This is a genomic window from Amycolatopsis sp. NPDC114505, from assembly GCF_055633615.1.
The window spans coordinates 2,792,934-2,814,382 of record NZ_JBVKDV010000001.1; the positions used below are offsets into that span (position 1 = coordinate 2,792,934).

Here is a 21,449-nt window from a genome sequence, read left to right on the forward strand (position 1 = left end):
GAGTACGGCTATGGGGTGAGCCACCGCGGTGTCACCGCGCCGGACTCGTAGGCGAGGACGACGAGCTGCGCGCGGTCGCGCATGCCGGTCTTCGTCATGATGCGGCTGACGTGCGTCTTCGCCGTCGCCGGGCTGAGAGTGAGTTCGCGCGCGATCTCGTCGTTCGACAATCCGGCCGCGACCAGGGAAAGCACTTCGCGTTCGCGGTCGGTGAGCCGGTTCAGTGCCGGCCCCGGCGACGGGCGCGTGACGCGCGCGGCGAACTCCGAAATCAGCCGCCGGGTGATCGACGGCGCCAGCAACGCGTCACCGCGCGCGACCACGCGCACGGCGTGGATCAGCTCTTCGGGCTCGGTGTCTTTGACCAGGAACCCGCTCGCGCCCGCGCGCAGGGCGCCGTAGACGTCTTCGTCGAGGTCGAACGTTGTCAGAATGACGACCTTGCTGTGTACCGCGGGGTCTTCGAGCAGGTGCCGCGTCGCGGCGAGGCCGTCGAGCACCGGCATCCGGATGTCCATCAGCACGACGTCCGGGTGGTGGTCGTGCGCGGCCTGCAGCGCTTCGCGGCCGTCGGCGGCTTCGGCGACGACGTCGATGTCGTCTTCGCCGTCCAAAATGGACCGGAAGCCGGCGCGGACCAGCCGCTGGTCGTCGACGAGCAGGACCCGGATCATCGGCCCATCATCGCACCGGCAGCCGGGCGCGCACTCGATAACCGCCGCCCTCGCGCGGCGCCGCGGTCAGGTTGCCGCCGAGCGCCCGCGCGCGTTCGGCCATGCCGCGGATCCCGGTGCCCGGCGGGGCGTCGCCGCCGCGGCCGTCGTCGTCGACCTGCACGGACAACGCGTCGGCGCCGTACCCGAGCCGGACGACGACGCTCTTCGCGCCGGCGTGCTTCGCGACGTTCGTCAGTGCTTCCTGCACCACGCGGAACGCGGCGTGCTCGACGTCCGGCGGCAGGTCCCGGGCGACGCCGTCGATCTCGGTGCGCACGGTCAGCCCGGACGCGCCGACCGACTCGGCCAGTTCCGCCACCCGCGACAGGCCTGGCTCGGTCTGGCGGAGCATGCCGAGCGTCGCGCGCAACTCCTGGAGTGCGGTCTTGCTGGCGTCCTTGATGGTGCCGAGAGCGTCCTCGGCCTGCGCGGGGTCACGCCGGTGCAGCGCGGCGCCGGCCTGGACGTTGATCAGCGCGAGGTGGTGGCCGAGGGCGTCGTGCAGCTCCCGCGCGATGCGCAGGCGTTCCTCGGTGGCGCGCGCCCGGGCTTCGGCTTCCTTGGTGCGCTCGGCCTCGGCGCGGTAGTGCGCGACGGCGCCCCCGGCGACGAGCGCGACGAACCAGCCGGTCATCAGGAAGAACGCGAAGTTGTCGACGTGCCGGCCGGTCCGCGAGCTGACCTCCCCGGCGGCGACACCCGCCATCGCGGCGACGACGAGCAGGGCGGCCCCGCGGATCCGCCCGGCCGCGGCGGCGTTGTAGAGGGTGTAGGCGAAGGCCAGCAGCACGAGGCCGTCGGGATCGGTGAGCGGGTAGTAGAGGGCGCAGCAAACGAGCGTTAACCCGGCGACGCTCAGCGGGTACTTCCGCCGGAAGAAAATCGCGGCGCAGGCGAGAACGGTGAGGACCCAGCCGATCGCGGCGTGGTTCGCGGGCTTGGCGCCGTCGTTCAGGACGGCGAACAGCGACCCGACGAGCACCGCGACAGTGACCGCGAGCTCGGGGAGATAACGCCGCATACGCCCGAGTCTAAGCGGCGTAACAAACGCTCCCGGGCCAGCGACTACGGCGGCATTGGTTCGTGCTGCTAAGGAGTCTGGGTGAACAAGAAGCTGGGATGGATCCTGGCCGCCGGCCTGCTGGTCGCGGGCTGTGGCGTCGGTGCTCCGCAGGTCAAGGATGCGGGCAGCGTCGGGGTTCTGGACGCACCGTCGTCGACGTACTCGGCGCCCGTTCCGGTCACGACCGAGACGCCGACGCCGACGCCCACGTCCGAAGCGCCGGTGGTCACGACCGCGCCGACCCAGGCGCAGGCCGTCGCGCCGAAGACGGCCGCGGCCAAGCCCAAGGTCACCACGAAGGCCGCGCCGAAGCCGGCCACGTGCGGCGCCGACTACTACGTGAACTCCTCCGGCAACTGCGTCCACCGGCCCAGCGACAACCCGTCCGGAGCCACCGCGATCTGCAAGGACGGTTCGTACAGTTACAGCCAGCACCGCTCCGGCACGTGCTCCGGCCACGGAGGTGTGCGCACCTGGCTGTGACGAGAGCACCAATCGAGCGGAAAACGCCCGGCACGTAGGTACAGTGCATGAAGTTGCATGATGCGTACTAACTACACACCGGGGGTGTGCTGGTGTCCCGTCCCGGGCGGTCCGGCCGCGCGATCGTCGCGGTGCTCGCTTCGTGCGGGCTGGTCGCGTCGTTCATGCAGACACTGGTCGTGCCGCTCATCCCGGTGTTCCCGCGGCTGCTGAACGCCTCCGCGGCCGACGCGTCCTGGGTCGTCACCGTGACGCTGCTGGCCGCGTCCGTCATCACCCCGGTCAGCGGACGGCTCGGCGACCTCTACGGCAAGCGGCGGATGATCCTCGTCAGCCTCGCGCTGCTCATCGCCGGTTCGGTCGTCTCCGCGACGACGAGCGCGCTCGCGTTCCAGATCCTCGGCCGTGGGCTGCAGGGCTGCGCGATGGGCGTCATCCCGCTCGGCATCAGCATCATGCGCGATGAGCTTCCGCCCGAACGCGTCGGCGGCGCGATCTCACTGATGAGCGCGACGCTCGGCGTGGGCGGCGCGATCGGGCTCCCGGTCGCGGCGATCGTCGCCGAGAACGCCGACTGGCACGTGCTGTTCTGGATGGCGGCCGGCCTCGGGCTCTTCTTCGCGCTGCTGATCCTCAGGTTCGTGCCGGAGTCGCCGGTGCGCACCCCCGCGCCGTTCGACTACTTCGGCGCGTTCGGGCTGGCCGCCGGTCTGCTCTGCCTGCTGCTGCCGGTGGTCAAGGGCGCCACGTGGGGCTGGACGAGCGTGCCGACACTCGGGCTGGCCGCGGCGGCCGTCGTCATCCTGCTCACCTGGGGCGCCTACCAGCTGCGGCGGCGCGACCCGCTGGTCGATCTGCGGGTGTCGTCCCGCCGCCCGGTGCTGTTCACGAACCTGGCGTCGATCATGGTCGGGTTCTCGATGTACGCCATGGCGCTGTCGTTCCCGCAGCTGCTGCAGGCGTCGGCGTCGACCGGGTACGGGCTGGGCCAGACGATGGTGGAGTCCGGGCTGTCCCTGGCCCCGAACGGCCTGGTGATGATGCTGCTCTCGCCGGTTTCGGCGCGGCTCATCACCCGGTTCGGTCCGCGTCCGACGCTGATGAGCGGCGCGCTGGTGATCGCCGTCGGGTACCTGTTCGCGATCGTGCTGATGGACAACGCGGCCGAGCTGATCACGGCGTCGGTGATCATCGGCGCGGGCGTCGGGATCGCCTACGCGGCGATGCCGGCGTCGATCATGGGCTCGGTGCCGGTCACCGAAACGGCGTCCGCGAACGGCCTGAACTCCCTGATGCGCTCGGTCGGCACGGCGATTTCGAGCGCGGTGATGGCGGCGATGCTGGCCCAGCTGACGATCACGGTCGGCGGCCTGTCCGTGCCGTCGCTGTTCGGCTTCCGGGCGACGTTCGCCGTGGCGGCGCTCGCCGCGCTGGCGGGCGTGCTGCTGGCGGGACTGGTGCCGAAGACGCGCGTGGCGCCGGACCTCGTCGCCGTCTAGTTCTTGCGCGCCACCAGGGCCAGGCCGCCGCACTCGGCCGGGTTCGCCGGCACGTCGGCCGCGTCGTCCGGCCGCCACTGCGGGATGAAGACGACGCCCGGGTCGAGGATCTCGAACCCGTCCACGAGCGCGCGCAGCTCGTCGGCCGTGCGGGGCGTCACCGGGTTCGCGCTCTTCTGGTACATCGCGACGGCGCGGGCGGTCCCGTCGCTCTGCTGCTCCGGAGTCGCCGACGACATCGCGAGGTAGCTGCCGGGCGCGAGCGCGTCACGGTAGGCGGAGATGAGCCGGCCGGGGTCGCGCTCGTCCGGGATGAAGTGGACGAACAACGCCATCACGACCATCACCGGCTGGTCGAGGTCGAGCATCATCTCGGTGGTCTCGTGCTCGAGGACGTCGTCCGGGAACTCGGCGTCGGCGTGCACCATCACCGCGTTCTCGTTGTCCTCGAGCACGATCTCGCTGTGCGCGACGGCGACGGGCTCGTTGTCGACGTAGACGACGCGCGCGGTCGGGTCGATCGCGTGCGCGACCTCGTGGACGTGCCCGACGGTCGGCATGCCCGAGCCGATGTCGAGGAACTGCCGGATGCCCTGGTCCATCCCGAACCGGATGGCCCGGCGCAGCCACCGCCGGTTCAGCTGGGCGCGCTCCCGCGCGTTCGGCTGGGCGGCCAGCACCTGGTCGGCGAACATCCGGTCGACGGCGTAGTTGAGCCGGCCACCGAGGATGTAGTCGTACACGCGCGCGGCGTTCGGCTTGTCGAGGTCGATGCCGCGACGCGCGTACTCGTCTTCACTCATGGCCGCTCCAAGATCCGGTGTGACGGCGAGAATAGCCGACGTGAGACATCCTCAGTTCTTGCGCGCCACCAGGGCGAGCTGGCTCGCCAGCTCCGGGTGCTCGCCCACCTCGTCGGGGTCGTCCGGCCGCCACTCCGGCGTGAACACGATCCCGGGCGGCAGGATCTCGAAGCCGTCCAGCAGCGCGCGCAGCTCGTCCTTCGAGCGGGCCACCACGTTCGTACCGCTCTTCTGGTACATCTCCGCGGCGCGGCGGACCTCTTCGCCCTGGCCCTCGAACGTGCCCGACGACAGCGCGAAGTAGCTGCCCGGCGCGAGCGCGTCGCGGTAGGTGGCGATCAGGCCGGCCGGGTCGCGTTCGTCCGGGATGAAGTGCACGAACGCGGCCATGATCAGCATGACCGGCTGGTCGAAGTCCAGCAGCATCTCGGTCGTGTCGTGCTCGAGGACGTCCTCCGGGACCTCGGCGTCCGCCTGCACCATCTCGGCGTTTTCGTTGTCCTTCAGCACGATCTCGCTGTGCGCTACGGCGACGGGCTCGTTGTCCACGTAGACCACGCGCGACGCGGGGTCGATCGCCTGGACGACCTCGTGCACGTGCCCGACGGTCGGCATGCCCGAGCCGATGTCCAGGAACTGCCGGATGCCCTGCTCGGCGCCGAACCGGACGGCCCGGCGCAGCCAGCGCCGGTTCATCAGGGCCAGCTCCTTGGACTCCGGCCGCACCGCCAGGATCTTCTCGGCGAACATCCGGTCGATGGCGTAGTTGAGCTTGCCGCCGATCAGGTAGTCGTATACGCGCGCGGCGTTCGGCTTGTCGAAGTCGATCTCGCGCTTCGCGTGTTCGTCGGTCATCGCCGCGCCACGAGCGCCAGCCCGCCTGACTGTTCCGGCGGGTCTTCGAGCGGCGCGTCCGGCCGCCACTCGGGCGTGAACACGACGCCCGGCGGCAGGATCTCGAAGCCCTTCACCAACGCGCGCAGCTCGTCCGGCGACCGCAGCGTCAGGGGTGTGCCGCTCTTCTCGTAGAGCGAAACCGAGCGCTGGGACTCCTCGCCCTGCCCCTCCCACGTGCCCGACGACAACGCGAGGTAGCTGCCCGGCGCGAGGACGTCGCGGTAGGTCGCGATCAGGCCGGCCGGGTCGCGTTCGTCCGGGATGAAGTGCACGAACGCCGCCATGATCACCATCACCGGCTCGCTGAAGTCGAGCATCGCCTCGGTGGTCGGGTGCTCCAGCACGTCGTCCGGGTGCTCGGCGTTCGCCTGGACCATCGCCGCGTTGTCGTTGCCCTCGAGCACGATCTCGCTGTGCGCGACCGCGATCGGCTCGTTGTCGACGTACACGACCTGGGACGCGGGGTCGACCGCCTGGACGACCTCGTGCACGTGCCCGACCGTCGGCATCCCGGAGCCGATGTCGAGGAACTGCCGGATGCCCTGCTCCGCCGCGAAGCGCGCCGCCCGCCGCAGCCACGCGCGGTTGACCAGCGCCATGTGCCGCGCGTTCGGCAGCACGCTCAGGATCTGGTCGGCGAACATCCGGTCGACGGCATAGTTCAGCTTGCCGCCGATCATGTAGTCGTACACGCGCGCCGCGTTCGGTCTTTCGAGGTCGATTCCCCGCTTCGCGTGTTCGTCTTCGCTCATCCGCCGCTCCCGGGCTCAGGTGTGACGGCGAGAATAGCCGGGTCAGAGCAGCGGCGGCACCACCGCGTCGATGAGGTGCGGACCCGGCTCGGCGAAGGCTCGCTGCAGCTGCTCGGCGAGCTCTTCGGCGGTCGTCGCCCGCGTCGCCGGGACGCCCATACCTTCCGCGATCTTCACGAAGTCCATGTCCGGCCGCGACAGGTCGAGCAGGTCGTTCGCCTTCGGGCCGCCCGACGCCGCGCCGACGCGCTGTAGCTCCAGCCGCAGGATCGCGTACGCGCGGTTGTTGAGTAGCACCGTCGTGACGTTCAGGTTCTCCCGTGCCTGCGTCCACAGCGCCGAGATCGTGTAGAGCGCGCTGCCGTCCGACTGGAGGTTCAGGACGGGACGGTCCCGTCCCGCCACGGCCGCGCCGGTGGCCACCGGCATGCCGTAGCCGATCGCGCCGCCGGTGAGTGTCAGGACATCGTGTCGCGGCGCGCCGGCCGTCGCCGTCGGGAGCAGCAGGCCGGACGTGTTGGCCTCGTCGGCGATGATCGCGTTCTCCGGCAGCAGCGCACCGATGACGTCGACCCAGTTCTGCGGAGTCAGCGGCCCGGTCGGCAGCGCGGGCCGGGACGGCTGCTGCAGCACCGGCTCGGTGTCCGCGGCGACGACGTCCGCGACCTCGTTCAGCGCGCGCGTGACGTCTTGGCCGACGGACGCGAGTGTGTGCACCTTCGCGCCTTCGGGCACGAGGTCGCTCGGCTTGCCCGGGTAGGCGAAGAACGACACCGGCGCCTTCGTGCCCGCGACGACGAGGTGCTTGACCCCGTCGAGCTGGTAGGTGACCTGCTCGGCGAGGTACCCGAGCCGCTCGATCGTCGGCAGGCCCGCGCCGCGCTCGAGACGAGACGGGAACGTCTCGACGAAAACCTTCGCGCCGGTCGCGGCCGCGATCCGGCTCGCCGCGCGCAGCCCTTCCTCGCGACACGCACCGCCACCGATCAGCAGCGCCACCGACTCGCCGGTGCCGAACACCGCGGCGACGTCCTTGACTGTCGTCGCGTCGACGGCTTGCGGCACGCGCGGCGGGACCGGCGCGCACGTCTCGCCGCCGTCACCCCACGAAGCGTCGGCGGGCAGGATCAGCGTCGCGACGCGGCCGGGCGCGTCCTGCGCGGCCGCGACCGCGGCGGCGGCATCGGCTCCGACGTCCTTGGTGTGCTCCGAACGGCGCACCCAGCCTTCCAGCGAGCCCGCGAGGGCCTCGATGTCCGACTCCAGCGGCGCGTCGTACTGCTTGTGATAGGTCGCGTGGTCGCCGACGACGTTGACGATCGGCGTGTGCGCGCGCCGCGCGTTGTGCAGGTTCGCGAGGCCGTTGCCCAGGCCCGGGCCGAGGTGCAGCAGCGTCGCGGCGGGCTTGTCCGCGATGCGCGCGTATCCGTCCGCGGCACCGGTGACAACGCCTTCGAACAGCGCGAGCACACCCCGCATCTCGGGCACCGTGTCGAGTGCGGCGACGAAGTGCATCTCCGACGTGCCGGGGTTGGCGAAGCACACCTCGACACCGGCGTCGACCAGCGTGCGGATCAGGGACTGGGCGCCGTTCAGCTCGCTCATGCGGTTCCTTCGGGGAAGAGAACGCCGGGGTTGAGGATCCCGGCGGGGTCGAAGCTCTGCTTGATCCGGCGCATCAGCTCGATCTTCGCCGGGTCTTCGAGTGCCTGGTGGTAGCTCGCCTTGGTGCGGCCGAGGCCGTGCTCGCCGGAGATCGCGCCGCCGAGTTGCATCGCGAAGGCGAAGATGTCGGTGAGCAGCTGCTTCCGGTTGTCCGCGTCCTTGCAGAAGATCGCGAGGTGGACGTTGCCGTCGCCGGCGTGCCCGCAGCCGATCGCGCCGCCGCCCGCGGCCATCGCGAGTTCGCGCGCCTTCGAGATGAACTGCGGCATCGCGGTGCGCGGCACGACGACGTCGATCACGTCGTCGGCGCCGGCCGCCTTCGCGGTCCAGAACGCCTTCTCGCGGGCTTCGATCAGCTTGCGCGCGGCGGGGCCTTCGAGGACGTAGACGTCGGTGGCGCCGAGTTCGCCGAGCAGCTCGCCGACGGTCTCGATGTCCTCGTGCAGGCGTCCGTTCTCCCGGTTTTCCAGCGCCACCACGAGGTAGGCCTCGCTGGTGTCGCGGATCTTGTCCGGGACGCCGAGCTCGAGCTTCTCGTTGTAGACGATCGCGGCCATCGTCATGTTGTCGATGTACTCGAGGATGTGCGGCGCGAGGCCACTGGAGACGATCGCCGGCACGGCGGCCATGACCTGGCCGAAGTCGCCGAACGGGGCCAGCACGGTGGCGCCGTGGGTGAGCCGCGGGTGCAGCTTGACGGTGATCTCCGTGGCCAGCGCGAGGGTGCCCTCGGAGCCGATGATCAGCTGCGTGAGGTCGTAGCCGGTGGAGATCTTCGACGTCTTGCCGCCGGTCCGGAGGATCTCGCCGGTCGGCAGGACGGCCTGCAGGCCGAGGACGTTGTTGCGGGTGACGCCGTACTTGACGGCCCGCATCCCGCCGGCGTTGGTCCCGACGTTCCCGCCGACGCTCGCGCTCAGCTCACCGGGGTAGACGGTGTAGCTGAGCCCGGCTTCGGCGGTCTTCACGTCGAGTTCCGCGAGCGTGACGCCGGGCTGCACGACGGCGACGTGGTTCCCGGTGTCGACTTCCAGGACCTGGTTCATCCGCTCGAAGGAGATCAGGAGCCCGTCTTCGCGCGGTCGCGCAGCACCGGAAAGTCCGCTTCCGGAGCCTCGCGCGGTCACCGGCAGGTTGTGTTCTGTCGCGACCTTCAGCAGCTCCGCGACTTCGTCCGCGGTTGCCGGCTTCGCGACGTACGCCGGCTTCTGCGGCTCTGCGTTCAGCGCTTCGTCGTGTGCGTAGTCCTCGGAGATCGCTTCGCCGGTCAGCAGGTTCTTGTCCCCGACTATCTCGGCCAGCCGTGCCGCCACGTCGCCCATCGACAGCTTCTCCTCCGCGCCGTTGCTGTGGTTACCGCAGCGTAGTACGTACCGCCGGTACGCCGCCATGAAGGTTTTTCACATTTGCCCGGAGAAGGTCGGGCGGGCGCCTGAAGTGGCGCCCGCCCGGGGAACGGTCAGGTCAGCCGATCGGCCACGGCGGCCGGCAGTCCTGCCGCGGCAGCTCGATCGACGAGTTCGTGTACACGCCGTCGGCCAGGGTGTTGTCCATGATCGGGCGTTCGACGTAGCACCAGTGCTGGGCGAAGTAGCCGCCCGGCGCCTCGAGCGTGTCGAAGTGACAGATGCCGTCGGTCTGGATGCAGTAGCGGATGTACGGGATGCCGCCGAAGTCCGTTCGGCCCGGGCCGAACGAGACGTACCCGCCGAACGGCGACGGCGCGCCCGCGCCCGCCGGGATCACCGCGCTGATCCCGCGTCCCGGCGGCCCGACCGGCTGCATCGGGTCGGCGTAGAGCTTCGCGTTGAAGTGGCTCCTGTCGACGTTGACGATGCCGTCCGCGATGTCGTTCAGCAGGAAGTTCGCGACGATCGCGCCCTGCGAGTACCCGACGACGGTGAACTCGCCGCCCGGGTCTTCGTTGAACGAATCCTGGGCGACGCGCTTGGCCTCTTCACGGCCGATGGCGACGCTCTGGTCCATCGGCGTGGCGCCGCACGGGCCCGGGAGCCCGGACGCGCCGGCCGGGTAGTTCACGACCTTGCGGATCCCGCCGCGCAGCCACGCTTCCTGGTACTGGTCGGCGTTCCCGTTGCAGGTGCCGCCGATGAGGATGTAGTAGTGCGCGCCTTCGGCGTGCGCGGCCGGTGTGGTGACGAACCCGGTGACGAGCGCCGCCACCGCCGCGCCGATCAGCGAAAGCCGTTTCAGATTTTTCACTTCGCAGTCCCCTCCGTCAGTTGATCACTGCGAGGGGGACGTTAGGGAGGTCCGATGAAATCCGGATGAAACCGGTGATCAGCCGATTACAGAGGAGGATTTAGCTCAGACTAAATCTCTGGCGGGTGACTCCGCGCCGGATGAGGCTTCCGGCATGACATCGACGTACACCTTCGAAGACGGCGTTTCCGTGCGGCGGCTCGGTTTCGGCGCGATGCGGCTCACCGAGTGGGACCACGTCCGCGACGGCGCCGCCGCGGTCGCGCGCCGGGCGGCCGAGCTCGGCGTGACGTTCTTCGACACCGCCGACGCCTATGACCTGGGGTTGAACGAGGAACTGCTCGCCGACGCTCTGCATCCGTACGAGGGCCTGTTCATCGCGACGAAGTGCGGGCACGCGCGCCCGAGCCGGGGCGAGTGGGTGCCGCTCGGTCGGCCCGAATACCTCCGGCAGCAGGCGGAACTCTCGTTGCGACGCCTGCGCGTCGAGTGTCTCGACCTGCTGCAGCTGCACCGGCTCGACCCGCAGGTGCCACTCGCCGACCAGGTCGGCGCACTCGCGCGACTGCGGGACGAGGGCAAGATCGCGCGGATCGGGTTGTCCGAGGTCAGCGTCGCGCAGCTGGTCGAAGCGCGGGCCGTCGCGCCGATCGCGAGCGTCCAGAACCGCTACAACCTGACCGATCGCGCGTCCGAGGACGTCCTCGACTACTGCGAGCGGGAGGGGATCGCGTTCGTGCCCTGGCTGCCGATCGCACGCGGTGACCACGCGACGGCGGGTGGCGTGCTCGGAAAGGTCGCGGCCGGCCTCGGTGCGACACCCGCCCAGGTGTCCCTCGCCTGGTTGCTGCGCCGGTCGCCGGTGGTGATCCCGATTCCCGGCACGTCGTCGCTCGCGCACCTCGAAGAAAACTGCGGAGCGGCCGGAGTCGCAATTTCCGACGACGATTTCGCCGGCCTGAGCGAGCTGGCGTGAAAACGGCCCGGCCGCGGTTTCCCGCGGCCGGGCGTTCGCTTACCGCCTGGATCAGACGAGCCAGCCGAGAACGTGCGCGAGGTGCGCCAGCGCGCCGGTCAGGATGTCGTGGCAGTAGTGGGCGTGCTGAGCGAACATCTGCATGGAATGACTCCTTGTCGAACAACTCATGATTTCCCTGGAGAAGCTCCCTGTAGGGAGCGGAATCAGGTTTTCACCGCGCCGTCGAACTGTCAAAACGCCGTTTCCGGAAATCTGGGAGCTGCGGAATCTTCCCATCGTAAACACGTAATCCCTTCGTGTTCGACGCCGGGGTGCCCGCTTCGGCGGTCAACCACTGTGGGTAAGAACCGGAGTGAATCTCACTGTCGGTAATTCCGACCTTGATCCGGCATCCCGGGTACGCGCGTAGCTCGATCCGGTGATCACCCGCCACGAAAGGTGAGTGTCCGACGATCACTCTTTCGGGTAGCCCCGACGCGCGAAAAGGGACGCCGGGTGCGGCAGTCGCACCCGGCGTCCCGGTGGTGAGCAAGGGATTCAGGCTCGCGCGAACGAGAGCGTCTCGCCCTCGACACCCCGCAGCCAGAGGTCCTGCGCGGCCGCCGCCATGTCGGCGAGACCCTCCTCGATCGTGGCGAACACGTTGCCGGGCACCCAGCCCGCGTCACCGTTGATCAGCAGGTTGTTGCGCCCGTAGAAGATCGCGAGGTCGGTCGCGCCCTGGTCGCTGTGCGCCTCGCTCTCCTGGTCGTAGCCGTACGCGGGGTTGCCGATCTCCCAGGCTTCGAAGCCGAAGTACACGACGTCGCCGGGGATCGGCGTGATCGTCGGGTTCTCCCGCCCCGGCTTCGGCTCCGCGAAGGGCGGCACGAGCGTGTAGACCTCGTTGCGCGCGTACTTCGCGTGGTAGGCCGAACCGCTCTGCGGCAACGCGTCCCACACCGCTTTGCAGGTGCGCGGCGCCTCGTCGTCGAGCAGCCGGGCCCGGCAGGAGATCCCGCGCTTGTCGAGGGTGATCGTGATGTACCGCGCCATGCTCAGCTCCCCGTCACGGACGCGACGACGTCGCCCCAGATGCGCAGCGCGTCGTCGACCTGCTCGGCGTTGACGACCAGCGGCGGCACCATGCGGACGACGTTCATGTACGGCCCGCAGGTGAGCAGCAGCAGACCGTTCTTCGACGCCGTCTGCTGCGCGGCCGCCGCGGTGGCGGCGTCCGGCTCGCCGTCGGCGGTGGTGAACTCCGAGCCGACCAGCAGCCCGAGTCCGCGCACCTCACCGATCGCCGGCGTCTTGTCCGCGATCACCCGCGCGCCTTCGAGCAGCTGGCGCCCGCGTTCGGCGGCGTTCTCCACCAGGTTCTCCCGCTGGATGACCTCCAGGGTCGCGATCGCCGCGGCGCACGAGACGGCGTTGCCGCCGTACGTGCCACCCTGCGAACCCGGGAACGCCTTCGCCATCAGCTCCTGCGAAGCCGCGATGCCCGACAGCGGGAAGCCGCTGGCCAGGCCCTTCGCGATGAGCACGATGTCGGGGGAGACGTCGAAGTGGTCGTGCCCCCAGAACTTGCCGGTGCGGCCGAAGCCGGTCTGGATCTCGTCGAGGACGAGCAGGATGCCGTGCCGGTCCGCGCGCTCGCGCAGGCCCGCCATGAACTCCGTGTTCGCCGGGACGTAGCCGCCCTCGCCGAGCACGGGCTCGACGAAGATCGCGGCGGTCTCGTTCGGGGCGCTGACCGTCTGGAACAGGTAGTCCAGCTCGCGCAGCGCGAACTTCGTCGCGGTCTGCTCGTCCCAGCCGTAGTGGTAGGCGTAGGGGAACGGCGCGACGTGCACGCCCGCCATCAGCGGGCCGATGCCGGCGCTGAACCGCGTCCCGGACGTCGTCATGGTCGCCGCCGCGATGGTCCGGCCGTGGAAGCCGCCCTGCATGACGATGACGTTCGGGCGCTTCGTCGCCTGTCGCGCGAGCCGCAACGCCGCTTCGACGGCTTCGCTGCCCGAGTTCGCGTAGAAGAGCGAGTCGAGCCCGCTGGGCAGGACGGCGCCGAGGCGCTCGGTCAGCTCGAGCAGCGGCTTGTGCATCACGGTCGTGTACTGCCCGTGGACGAGCTTGCCGATCTGCTCCTGCGCCGCTCGCACGACGTGCGGGTGGCAGTGCCCGGTGCTCGTGACGCCGATGCCGGCGGTGAAGTCGAGGTGACGTTTGCCGTCGACGTCGTAGAGGTAGACCCCTTCACCGTGGTCGACCACGACGGGCGTTGCCTGCTTGAGCAGCGGAGATAGCTGGGCCATGGCAGCGTGCTCCTTGGTCGGTTGAGCGGGTTGTCGATTGTTGACAATATCCATAGCATGGCTCTCGGGACAACACGTGAGGAGCAGTCGGGATGAGCGCTAGCACCGAGTCCGGCGTCGTCGACGCGGTCGGCAAGGAACTGTTCATCGGCGGCAAGTGGGTCGCCGCCAAGTCGGGGAAGACGTTCCCGGTGGTGGACCCGGCCACCGGCAGGGAGCTGTGCCAGGTCGCCGACGCCTCGCCGACGGACGGCGTCACCGCGCTGGACGCCGCCGTCGCCGCGCAGGCGGACTTCGCGAAGGTGGCGCCCCGCGAACGCGGCGAGATCCTGCGCCGCGCGTACGAGCTGCTGATGAAGCGCCAGGAGGAGCTCGCCCTGCTCATGACCCTGGAGATGGGCAAGCCGCTCGCCGAGTCGAAGGGCGAGATCGCCTACGCCGCCGAGTTCTTCCGCTGGTTCGCCGAGGAGGCCGTCCGGATCGACGGCGGCTTCGCGACCGCGCCGAACGGCGTGGGCCGGTTCCTCATCACGAAGCAGCCGGTCGGGCCGACGATCCTGATCACGCCGTGGAACTTCCCGATGGCGATGGGCACCCGCAAGATCGGCCCGGCGGTCGCCGCCGGCTGCACGATGGTGATCAAGCCCGCCGCGCAGACGCCGCTGTCGATGCTCGCGCTGGCCGGCATACTCGCCGAGGCGGGGCTGCCCGAGGGTGTGCTCAACGTCCTCACGACCAGCGACTCCGGCGGCGTGATGGAGCCCCTGATCCGCGACGGCCGGGCCCGCAAGCTCTCCTTCACCGGCTCCACCGGCGTCGGCCGCAAGCTCCTGGAGCAGTGCGCGGACAAGGTGCTGCGGACGTCGATGGAGCTGGGCGGCAACGCGCCGTTCCTGGTCTTCGACGACGCTGACATGGACGCGGCGATCGACGGCGCGATGCAGGCGAAGATGCGCAACATCGGCGAGGCGTGCACCGCGGCCAACCGGTTCTACGTGCAGCGCGGCGTCGTCGACGAGTTCGCGCGGCGGCTGACCGAGCGGATGCGGGCGCTGCCGATGGGGCGCGGCACCGAGAAGGACGTCGTGGTCGGACCGCTGATCGACGACAAGGCCGTCGACAAGGTGACGGAGCTGGTCAAGGACGCCACCGACCGCGGCGCGAAGGTGCTGACCGGCGGCTCGGGCGTCGACGGGCCGGGCCACTTCTACCAGGCCACCGTGCTCACCGACGTCCCGCAGGAAGCCCGGCTGACGCACGAGGAGATCTTCGGGCCGGTCGCCCCGATCACGCCGTTCGACACCGAAGAAGAGGCGGTGGCGAAGGCGAACGACACCGAGTTCGGCCTAGTCTCCTACGTCTTCACCAGCGATCTCAAGCGGGCGTTGCGCGTCTCCGAAGCTTTGGAAGCCGGGATGATCGGCCTCAACCAGGGCATCGTGTCGAACCCGGCAGCGCCGTTCGGCGGGATCAAGCAGTCCGGGCTCGGCCGCGAGGGCGGCTCGGTCGGCATCGACGAGTTCCTCGAGACCAAGTACATCGCGGTGGCCCTGTGACGGCCTACCGCATCGCGAGCATCCCCGGCGACGGCATCGGTGTGGACGTCACGGTCGAGGCCCGCAAGGTCCTCGACCGTGCGTCCGCGATCTTCGGTTTCTCCTTGGAGTGGACGGAATTCGACTGGAGCTGCGAGCGGTACGCGCAGGCCGGAGCGATGATGCCGGACGACGGCGTCGAGCAGCTCTCGGCGTTCGACGGGATCCTGCTCGGCGCGGTCGGCTTCCCCGGCGTTCCGGACCACGTTTCGTTGTGGGGCTTGCTGATCCCGTTGCGGCGCGCGTTCCAGCAGTACGTCAACCTGCGCCCGGTGCGGCTGCTGCCGGGCACGACGTCCGTGCTGGCCGGGCGGAAGGCCGAGGAGCTGGAGCTGGTCATCGTCCGCGAGAACTCCGAAGGCGAGTACTCGGCGATCGGCGGCCGGCACAACGCCGGGCGGCCGGACGAGTTCGTGCTGCAGGAGTCGGTGTTCACGCGCGTCGGCGTCTCGCGGATCATCCGGTACGCCTTCGAGCTGGCGCGGACACGGTCTTCGCGCGTGTGCTCGGCGACGAAGTCCAACGGGCTCATCCACTCGATGCCCTTCTGGGACGAGATCTTCGCCGAGGTCGCGGCCGAATACCCGGACGTCCACAGTGAACAGATGCACGTGGATGCGCTGGCGGCGCGGATGGTCCAGGCGCCGGACCGGCTCGACGTCATCGTCGGGTCGAACCTCTTCGGCGACATCCTGAGCGACCTCGCGGCCGCGATCACCGGCGGACTGGGCATGGCACCGTCCGGCAACATCAACCCATCGGGTGAACATCCGTCGATGTTCGAGGCGGTCCACGGGAGTGCTCCGGACATCGCGGAGCAGGGGATCGCCAACCCCGTGGCGCAGATCCTGGCGGCCGCGATGCTGGTCGAACACCTGGGCGAAACCGTTGCCGCGCAAGCGATCCGTGCCGCGGTGGACCGGGTGCTCGACGAGGGCCGCGTGCGCACTCCGGACCTCGGCGGCACGGATACCACAGAACGGCTCGGCTCGGCCGTGGCCGAAGCACTGGGCTGAGTTTTTGTCGGTGCCCTCCGGCACGGTGGTCACAAGTCCACCGAGGGGGAGGAGTCACCCGATGTGCTTCGAATGTGAGAACCCGGACAGATCCGGTTACCTGGAACGGCTTCGCGCCGGCGTGGCCGAGCGGGGTTGGGTCGTGCAGGGAGTCGAGGACTGCGGGTCGTACCCGCCGTGGGCCTACACGATTGGCCTGAGCGGGTACGGCCTGCCGGAGCTGGTCGTGACCGGCCTGCCGATGCTGGAGGCCGCCGAGCTGCTGAACGACCTGGCCGCGCACTCTCTGCACGCGTCGCCACCGACACCGGGCGAGCGCGTCCCGTTGCGGCGCGGCCCGGTGGTGGAGGCGGTCCCGCTGGCGGAGCCGTCGGTGCACCTGATCTTCGCGGTGGCGTTGTACGGCCCGGAAATCCATGCGCTCCAACTGGTCCACGCGGACCCGCAGGGGCGCTTCCCGTGGTCCGCGGACTACCGCGACGGCCGCGGTGGCCAGCCGGTGCTGGGGGTGCGTGATGGCGCTTAGCTGCGGGTGCTCGCCGCCGGCCAACTGCTTCCCGATACCCGTGCGGGCCGTCCACGTACGCTTGCCGGTTCCCCCGGATCCCGAGCCTGTGGTCCGGGTGCGGCTGTCGCGTCGGCGGTTGCGTGCGCCGGTTTACCGGCCGCGCGCGTCTGCCTTCAGGTCCGTGCTGCCGGAGCTTCGCTCACGCGTTTCCCGGCACCGGCGGGACGTGTCCCTCGATGAGGCTCGTCCCCGGCGCGAGCCGCTGCACCGCGTCCTCCATGTGGGAGTCGAGCAGCGCCAGCGCCGTCTCTTCGTCGCCGTCGCGAAGGGCTTGGATGAGCTTCGTGTGCTCATCCACCCGTTCCTCGACTCGCTGGTAGGTGCTCTGCAGCGCGGTCAGGCACATCCGCGTCTCGATGAGGAGGGTCCGGGCCATCCGGACGAGCCGCTTGCTGCCGGATGCGTTGATGAGGGCCTCGTGGAACCTGAGGTCCGCGGTGGAGAGCGCGCTGGGGTCGTCTTCACTGGCGGCCGTGGCCATCTCGGTGACGGTCTGTTCGAGCAGGTCGGCGATCCGGTCGCGGTCCCCGCCCCGCACGGCGCGGATCATCGCCGCGCGTTCGATGGCCGATCGAGCTGCATAGATGTCGTAGACGTCGCCGGGCTCGAGGTCGATCACGAACAGCCCGCGGTGCCGTTCGCTGCGCAGGAGCCCTTCGGACACGAGATGCTGCATGGCCTCCCGGAGCGGCCCCCGTGACACCTGGAACCGGGAGGCCAGCTCGGTCTCGCCGAGCTGGGTCCCGGGCGGGAGGGCGCCGGTCATGATCGCGTCGCGTAGCTGACGCGCGATCACCGCGGCCGTCGACTCGCGGCTGACCGGTTCGATCTCGGGCAGCATGCCCGGTGGCAGGGCCATGTCAGGCGCTCCCGTCCGGCAGGTGCCGGAACAGCGCGCCGAGGGAGCGGACGAGCCGGTGCCGTCCGGTCAGGCGCAGGCCCTCCCAGACGGTCACCTGGTTGGCGGTCAGCACGGGCTTTTTCAGCGCGGCCTCGACGATGTTGATCTCCTGGAGCGTCCGCATCGCGGTGTCCGGCACCAGCACCGCGTCGGCGTCCGGGTGGTCGTTGCGCACGGCGAGTTCGATGACGGCTTCCGACGTCATCGCGCCGACCTCGGCGGCCGTGACGATGTCGGCACTGGCCATCGAGACGACCTCGATGCCGCCGGCCTTGAGGAAGTCCACGAACAGCCGGGCGATGTCGTCCGGGTAGCTGGCGGCGACGGCGACCCGCTTGACGTCCAGGGCGCGCGCGGCGTGCACGAACGCGAAGGAGGTGCTGGAGGCCGGGACCCCGGCGACGGCGGCGAGGCGGTCGGCTTGGTCCCGGGCGCCGTCCCAGCCGTAGACGAAGCTGCCGCTGGTGCACGCCCAGACGACCGCGTCCGGCTCGTGCTTCTTGAGCAGTGCGGCGCCGTCGGCGAGGCGGGTTTCGCTGCCGAGGTCCAGGAGCTCGGCGACCGCGTGCTTGTCGGTGCCGTAGATGTGCTCGACCGCGAGGCGGATGTCGCCCTCGTCGGCGGCCGCGCCGCCGAGCAGCTGCTCGGCCAGCGGGTAGTCGTCTTCGGCCGCGTGGTCGGGGTAGATGAAGCCGATGGTGGTCACGAAACCTCCGCAGGGACGCAAATTGTCGACAATCCTAGTGGATGGTCAAGGAAAGCCGTCACGACACGTCGCGAAGCCACCTTCCCGGTCCGACGATCGGCAGGTTCATCCGGCGTAGGCAGGCCCACATGGTCAGCTGGTTGGCGGTGAGCACCGGTTTGCCGAGGGCGGCTTCCAGGGGCTCGATCAGGTCATAGGTGGGGAGGTTGGTGCAGCTGACGAAGATAGCTTCGGCATCGCCGTGGTCGGCGGCGAGGATGCGTTCGGCGATGGTGCGGTAGCTGACCTTCCAGATGCCGCCGCCCAGCCCGAGGTGGTCGCTGGCGACGGTCTCGACGTTCAGCTCGCCGAGGAAGTCGTGCAGGGCGCCGGTGAGGTCGGCGTCGTACGGCGTCAGCACCGAGACGCGGTGCAGGTCGAGCTGGTGCAGCACCTCGGCCAGGGCACCCGAGGTGGTGACGGCGTCCGGCGCGCCGGCGTCGCAGATCGCCTTGGTCAGCGAGCGCTCGTAGTCGACGCCGTTGACGAAGCTGCCCGACGTGCAGAGGTAGGCGACGACCTCGGGCTCGACGTGCAGCACGTCGCGGGTCGCGCTGGCCAGGTGGTGGCTGTCGCTGACGAGGCGCGCCATCTCCATGCTGACCGGCACCGGCTCGTACGGCGTCCGGGCGAGGTGGAGGGACACCTCCATCGGTACCCAGCGCCAGAGCTCGCGCTCCAGCGCGAGGTCGAACGGCGCGATGACGCCGATGCCGCGTTGCGCCAGCGGGCCGTCGAACGCCAGGAAGTCGAAATCCAAGGCTCAGCCTCCGGAATACGTCTGAACTTGATGACACGTCCGGTGCTCCGGGGGTCGTTCCTCGGATTGTTGACAATCATACGAGCGACTTTTACCGTGTCAACGTGATCGGCTCGGAAACCCAGGAAACCCCGGTCCTGGCGGTGCTCTGCGGCGAGTCCCGCCCACCGGACATGCGTGCTGTCGAATCCGGGGCCGTCGTGCGTTACACGGACGCGGCGGGCCTGTCCGAAGCGCTGTCCGGAGCCGACGCGCTCTTCGTCTACGACTTCCTCTCCACGGCCGTGCCGGGCGCCTGGTACGCGGCCGATCGCCTGCGCTGGCTGCACATCGCCAGCGCGGGCGTCGACCCGGTGCTGTTCCCCGGGCTGGTGGAGAGTGACGTCGTCCTGACCAACTCCCGGGGTGTCTTCGACGACGCCATCGCGGAGTACGTGCTGGGCGTCGTCCTCGCCTTCGCGAAGGACTTCGCGCGGTCGCACGACCTGCAGCGCGAGGGGCGCTGGCTGCACCGGGAGAGTGAACGTATCGCCGGACGCGAGGTGGTGGTCGTCGGCACCGGGCCGATCGGCCGCGCCATCGCGCGGCTGCTGCGCGCGGCCGGGATGCGGGTGAGCGGCGCCGGCCGCCGGGAGCGCACGGGCGACCCGGACTTCGGCGTCGTGCACGAGTCTTCGCAGCTCGACGCGTTCTTGCCGCACGCCGACTACGTCGTCGCCGTCGCGCCGCTGACCGAGCACACCAAGGGCATGTTCGACGCGCGCGCGTTCGCCGCGATGAAGCCGTCGGCGCGGTTCGTCAACGTGGGCCGGGGCGAGCTGGTCGTCACCTCCGACCTGGTCGCCGCGCTTAAGAGCCGGACCATCGCCGGCGCCGCGCTCGACGTCTTCGACACCGAGCCGCTGCCGCCGGACAGCCCGCTGTGGACCATGCCGGACGTGCTCGTCTCGCCGCACATGTCCGGGGACTTCATCGGCTGGCGGAACACCCTCGTCGAGGTGTTCGCCGAGAACTTCCGCCGCTGGCGCGCTGGGGAGCCGCTGCGCAATGTCGTCGACAAGACGCTCGGCTACGTGCCGTCGGGGAACCAGGGAGCCGGATGAACGACAGGATGCTGACCGCCAGCGAGCTCGTCGCCGCCTACGCGACCGGTGAGCTTTCGCCGGTCGAGGCGACGCAGAACGCGCTGCAGGCCATCGAAGACCGCGACGGCGAGTGCAACGCGTACTGCCTCGTCGACGCCGACGGGGCGCTGGAACAGGCCAAGGCGTCGGAGGTCCGCTGGCGGGACGGCAACCCGATCGGGTGGCTCGACGGCGTGCCGTCCTCGATCAAGGACATGTTCCTGACGCAGGGCTGGCCGACCGTCCGGGGCTCGAAGAGCATCGACCCGGACCAGCCGTGGGACGTCGACAGCCCGGTCGCCGCGCGGATGCGCGAGGCCGGCCTGGTCGTGCTGGGCAAGACGACGACGCCCGAGATCGCGTGGAAGGGCGTCACCGACAGCCCGCTGCGGGGCATCACGCGCAACCCGGCCGACCCGTCGAAGACGGCAGGCGGGTCGAGCGGCGGCAGCGCCGCGGCGGTCGCGGCGGGGATGGGCGAGCTGTCCGTCGGCACCGACGGCGGCGGCTCGGTGCGGATCCCGGCGTCGTTCTGCGGGATCGTCGGGCTCAAACCGACCCACGGCCGGATCCCGCTGTACCCGGCGAGCCCGTTCGGCCCGCTCTCGCACGCCGGCCCGATGGCGCGGTCGGTCGACGACACCGCGCTGCTGCTGGACGTCCTGTCGATCCCCGACCATCGCGACCCGGCCGCGCTGGCGCCGCCGGTGGGGTCGTTCCGCGAGGCCGTGCGCCGGGACGTGCGCGGGCTGCGGGCCGCGTTCTCGCCGACGCTCGGGTATGTCGACGTCGACCCGGAGATCGCGGCAGTCGTCGCGGCGGCGGTGCGCGCGCTCGGCGACGCGGGGCTGCACATCGAGGAGACCGATCCGGGGTTCGCCGATCCCAAGCCGGCGTTCGACATCCTGTGGTCGTCGGGGGCGGCGAAGCTGCTCGACTCGTTCCCGCCCGGGTCCGAGGAGCGGACGGACCCGGGCCTGCGCAAAGTGTGGGAGCTCGGCCGGACGTGGTCGGCGAGCGACTACCTCGACGCGACCGCCGAGCGGGCCGCGCTGGGCATCCTCATGGGCGAGTTCCACACGCGCCACGACGTGCTGATCACCCCGACCGTCCCGATCGCCGCGTTCGAGGCCGGGCACGACGTGCCGCCGGGCAGCGGGCTGAGCGAGTGGCCGGAGTGGACGCCGTTCACGTACCCGTTCAACATGACCCAGCAGCCGGCGATCAGCGTGCCGGCCGGCTACACGTCGGAGGGGCTGCCGGTGGGGCTGCAGATCATCGGGCCGCGGCACTCGGACGACCTTGTGCTGGCGGTGGCGAAGCTCCTGGAGGAAGTGCGGCCCTGGGCGCCGGCCTGACCACACGT

Annotated in this window: 21 protein-coding genes; 8 read left to right on the forward strand and 13 right to left on the reverse strand. The window is 70.2% G+C overall.

Annotation, left to right across the window (positions count from 1 at the left end; translation table 11 throughout):
* Positions 1–8: 8 nt before the first annotated feature.
* Together ACZ7OU_RS13885 and ACZ7OU_RS13890 are read right to left on the reverse strand one after the other, a co-directional pair.
* Positions 9–674: a response regulator gene (locus tag ACZ7OU_RS13885; RefSeq protein ID WP_470255267.1), complete on the reverse strand. Its 666-nt coding sequence runs from the start codon at positions 672–674 to the stop codon at positions 9–11.
* A 7-nt stretch (positions 675–681) separates the two neighbouring features.
* Entirely contained in the window at positions 682–1,737 is a 1,056-nt protein-coding gene (locus ACZ7OU_RS13890; RefSeq protein WP_470255268.1) for a sensor histidine kinase, read from the reverse strand.
* An 81-nt stretch (positions 1,738–1,818) separates the two neighbouring features.
* Between ACZ7OU_RS13890 and ACZ7OU_RS13895 the strand changes: the two genes are divergently transcribed.
* Together ACZ7OU_RS13895 and ACZ7OU_RS13900 are read left to right on the forward strand one after the other, a co-directional pair.
* The gene (locus ACZ7OU_RS13895; protein ID WP_470255269.1) at positions 1,819–2,262 is read left to right on the forward strand and encodes a DUF3761 domain-containing protein; all 444 of its coding nucleotides are present in this window, start codon (positions 1,819–1,821) and stop codon (positions 2,260–2,262) included.
* 86 nt (positions 2,263–2,348) lie between these two features.
* Positions 2,349–3,761 (forward strand): MFS transporter, encoded by a 1,413-nt coding sequence (locus ACZ7OU_RS13900; RefSeq protein ID WP_470241560.1) that lies wholly within the window; start codon positions 2,349–2,351, stop codon positions 3,759–3,761.
* On the opposite strand, the gene ACZ7OU_RS13905 is transcribed toward ACZ7OU_RS13900, so the two are convergent.
* The 6 genes from ACZ7OU_RS13905 to ACZ7OU_RS13930 form a co-directional block, all read right to left on the reverse strand.
* The gene (locus tag ACZ7OU_RS13905) at positions 3,758–4,564 is read right to left on the reverse strand and encodes an SAM-dependent methyltransferase (RefSeq protein WP_470255270.1); all 807 of its coding nucleotides are present in this window, start codon (positions 4,562–4,564) and stop codon (positions 3,758–3,760) included. The two genes, ACZ7OU_RS13900 and ACZ7OU_RS13905, sit on opposite strands and share 4 nt — an antisense overlap.
* 51 nt (positions 4,565–4,615) lie before the next feature.
* Positions 4,616–5,419, reverse strand: a complete 804-nt coding sequence (locus tag ACZ7OU_RS13910) for an SAM-dependent methyltransferase (protein WP_470241558.1) — start codon at positions 5,417–5,419, stop codon at positions 4,616–4,618.
* Positions 5,416–6,213 (reverse strand): SAM-dependent methyltransferase, encoded by a 798-nt coding sequence (locus tag ACZ7OU_RS13915; RefSeq protein WP_470255271.1) that lies wholly within the window; start codon positions 6,211–6,213, stop codon positions 5,416–5,418. Before ACZ7OU_RS13915 ends, ACZ7OU_RS13910 begins: the two co-directional genes overlap by 4 nt.
* Positions 6,214–6,255: 42 nt before the next feature.
* Positions 6,256–7,818 (reverse strand): acetolactate synthase large subunit, encoded by a 1,563-nt coding sequence (locus ACZ7OU_RS13920; protein WP_470241556.1) that lies wholly within the window; start codon positions 7,816–7,818, stop codon positions 6,256–6,258.
* On the reverse strand, positions 7,815–9,200 hold the full coding sequence (locus ACZ7OU_RS13925; RefSeq protein WP_470255928.1) for an FAD-binding oxidoreductase: 1,386 nt from the start codon (positions 9,198–9,200) through the stop codon (positions 7,815–7,817). Before ACZ7OU_RS13925 ends, ACZ7OU_RS13920 begins: the two co-directional genes overlap by 4 nt.
* Positions 9,201–9,342: 142 nt before the next feature.
* The gene (locus ACZ7OU_RS13930; RefSeq protein ID WP_470255272.1) at positions 9,343–10,101 is read right to left on the reverse strand and encodes a PE-PPE domain-containing protein; all 759 of its coding nucleotides are present in this window, start codon (positions 10,099–10,101) and stop codon (positions 9,343–9,345) included.
* A 154-nt stretch (positions 10,102–10,255) separates the two neighbouring features.
* Between ACZ7OU_RS13930 and ACZ7OU_RS13935 the strand changes: the two genes are divergently transcribed.
* The gene (locus tag ACZ7OU_RS13935) at positions 10,256–11,077 is read left to right on the forward strand and encodes an aldo/keto reductase (protein WP_470255273.1); all 822 of its coding nucleotides are present in this window, start codon (positions 10,256–10,258) and stop codon (positions 11,075–11,077) included.
* 540 nt (positions 11,078–11,617) lie between these two features.
* On the opposite strand, the gene ACZ7OU_RS13940 is transcribed toward ACZ7OU_RS13935, so the two are convergent.
* Together ACZ7OU_RS13940 and ACZ7OU_RS13945 are read right to left on the reverse strand one after the other, a co-directional pair.
* Positions 11,618–12,115, reverse strand: a complete 498-nt coding sequence (locus ACZ7OU_RS13940) for a DUF3830 family protein (protein WP_470255274.1) — start codon at positions 12,113–12,115, stop codon at positions 11,618–11,620.
* Positions 12,116–12,117: 2 nt separating this feature from the next.
* Positions 12,118–13,374, reverse strand: a complete 1,257-nt coding sequence (locus ACZ7OU_RS13945; RefSeq protein ID WP_470255275.1) for an aspartate aminotransferase family protein — start codon at positions 13,372–13,374, stop codon at positions 12,118–12,120.
* 92 nt (positions 13,375–13,466) lie between these two features.
* Between ACZ7OU_RS13945 and ACZ7OU_RS13950 the strand changes: the two genes are divergently transcribed.
* From ACZ7OU_RS13950 to ACZ7OU_RS13960, 3 genes are all read left to right on the forward strand, one after another.
* A complete protein-coding gene (locus ACZ7OU_RS13950; protein WP_470255276.1) occupies positions 13,467–14,930 on the forward strand; it encodes an NAD-dependent succinate-semialdehyde dehydrogenase in 1,464 nt (487 codons plus the stop codon).
* Complete coding sequence (locus ACZ7OU_RS13955; protein WP_470255277.1) at positions 14,927–15,985, forward strand: tartrate dehydrogenase; 1,059 nt, start codon at positions 14,927–14,929, stop codon at positions 15,983–15,985. The genes ACZ7OU_RS13950 and ACZ7OU_RS13955 overlap by 4 nt, the downstream gene beginning before the upstream one ends.
* A 61-nt stretch (positions 15,986–16,046) precedes the next feature.
* Positions 16,047–16,511, forward strand: a complete 465-nt coding sequence (locus ACZ7OU_RS13960; protein ID WP_470241549.1) for a DUF4262 domain-containing protein — start codon at positions 16,047–16,049, stop codon at positions 16,509–16,511.
* A 181-nt stretch (positions 16,512–16,692) separates the two neighbouring features.
* Here the strand turns inward: ACZ7OU_RS13960 and ACZ7OU_RS13965 are convergent, their stop codons facing one another.
* The 3 genes from ACZ7OU_RS13965 to ACZ7OU_RS13975 are packed head-to-tail and all read right to left on the reverse strand — an operon-like array spanning position 16,693 to position 18,959.
* The gene (locus tag ACZ7OU_RS13965; protein WP_470241548.1) at positions 16,693–17,412 is read right to left on the reverse strand and encodes a GntR family transcriptional regulator; all 720 of its coding nucleotides are present in this window, start codon (positions 17,410–17,412) and stop codon (positions 16,693–16,695) included.
* A 1-nt stretch (position 17,413) separates the two neighbouring features.
* The gene (locus tag ACZ7OU_RS13970; RefSeq protein ID WP_470241547.1) at positions 17,414–18,160 is read right to left on the reverse strand and encodes a maleate cis-trans isomerase family protein; all 747 of its coding nucleotides are present in this window, start codon (positions 18,158–18,160) and stop codon (positions 17,414–17,416) included.
* Positions 18,161–18,218: 58 nt separating this feature from the next.
* A complete protein-coding gene (locus ACZ7OU_RS13975; protein WP_470255278.1) occupies positions 18,219–18,959 on the reverse strand; it encodes a maleate cis-trans isomerase family protein in 741 nt (246 codons plus the stop codon).
* A 173-nt stretch (positions 18,960–19,132) separates the two neighbouring features.
* On the opposite strand from ACZ7OU_RS13975, the gene ACZ7OU_RS13980 reads away from it, so the two are divergent.
* Together ACZ7OU_RS13980 and ACZ7OU_RS13985 are read left to right on the forward strand one after the other, a co-directional pair.
* Entirely contained in the window at positions 19,133–20,062 is a 930-nt protein-coding gene (locus tag ACZ7OU_RS13980) for a D-2-hydroxyacid dehydrogenase (protein ID WP_470255929.1), read from the forward strand.
* Positions 20,059–21,441 carry an amidase gene (locus ACZ7OU_RS13985; RefSeq protein WP_470255279.1) on the forward strand — a complete coding sequence of 461 codons (1,383 nt, stop codon included), beginning with the start codon at positions 20,059–20,061 and terminating at the stop codon, positions 21,439–21,441. The genes ACZ7OU_RS13980 and ACZ7OU_RS13985 overlap by 4 nt, the downstream gene beginning before the upstream one ends.
* Positions 21,442–21,449: the final 8 nt, after the last annotated feature.

Bases quoted from the DNA above. Each gene is read 5' to 3' on its own strand.
- ACZ7OU_RS13885 (WP_470255267.1), bottom strand. From the start codon at position 674: ATGATCCGGGTCCTGCTCGTCGACGACCAGCGGCTGGTCCGCGCCGGC.
- ACZ7OU_RS13890 (WP_470255268.1), bottom strand. From the start codon at position 1,737: ATGCGGCGTTATCTCCCCGAGCTCGCGGTCACTGTCGCGGTGCTCGTC.
- ACZ7OU_RS13905 (WP_470255270.1), bottom strand. From the start codon at position 4,564: ATGAGTGAAGACGAGTACGCGCGTCGCGGCATCGACCTCGACAAGCCG.
- ACZ7OU_RS13910 (WP_470241558.1), bottom strand. From the start codon at position 5,419: ATGACCGACGAACACGCGAAGCGCGAGATCGACTTCGACAAGCCGAAC.
- ACZ7OU_RS13915 (WP_470255271.1), bottom strand. From the start codon at position 6,213: ATGAGCGAAGACGAACACGCGAAGCGGGGAATCGACCTCGAAAGACCG.
- ACZ7OU_RS13920 (WP_470241556.1), bottom strand. From the start codon at position 7,818: ATGAGCGAGCTGAACGGCGCCCAGTCCCTGATCCGCACGCTGGTCGAC.
- ACZ7OU_RS13925 (WP_470255928.1), bottom strand. From the start codon at position 9,200: ATGGGCGACGTGGCGGCACGGCTGGCCGAGATAGTCGGGGACAAGAAC.
- ACZ7OU_RS13935 (WP_470255273.1), top strand. From the start codon at position 10,256: ATGACATCGACGTACACCTTCGAAGACGGCGTTTCCGTGCGGCGGCTC.
- ACZ7OU_RS13940 (WP_470255274.1), bottom strand. From the start codon at position 12,115: ATGGCGCGGTACATCACGATCACCCTCGACAAGCGCGGGATCTCCTGC.
- ACZ7OU_RS13945 (WP_470255275.1), bottom strand. From the start codon at position 13,374: ATGGCCCAGCTATCTCCGCTGCTCAAGCAGGCAACGCCCGTCGTGGTC.
- ACZ7OU_RS13950 (WP_470255276.1), top strand. From the start codon at position 13,467: ATGAGCGCTAGCACCGAGTCCGGCGTCGTCGACGCGGTCGGCAAGGAA.
- ACZ7OU_RS13960 (WP_470241549.1), top strand. From the start codon at position 16,047: ATGTGCTTCGAATGTGAGAACCCGGACAGATCCGGTTACCTGGAACGG.
- ACZ7OU_RS13965 (WP_470241548.1), bottom strand. From the start codon at position 17,412: ATGGCCCTGCCACCGGGCATGCTGCCCGAGATCGAACCGGTCAGCCGC.
- ACZ7OU_RS13980 (WP_470255929.1), top strand. From the start codon at position 19,133: ATGCGTGCTGTCGAATCCGGGGCCGTCGTGCGTTACACGGACGCGGCG.
- ACZ7OU_RS13985 (WP_470255279.1), top strand. From the start codon at position 20,059: ATGAACGACAGGATGCTGACCGCCAGCGAGCTCGTCGCCGCCTACGCG.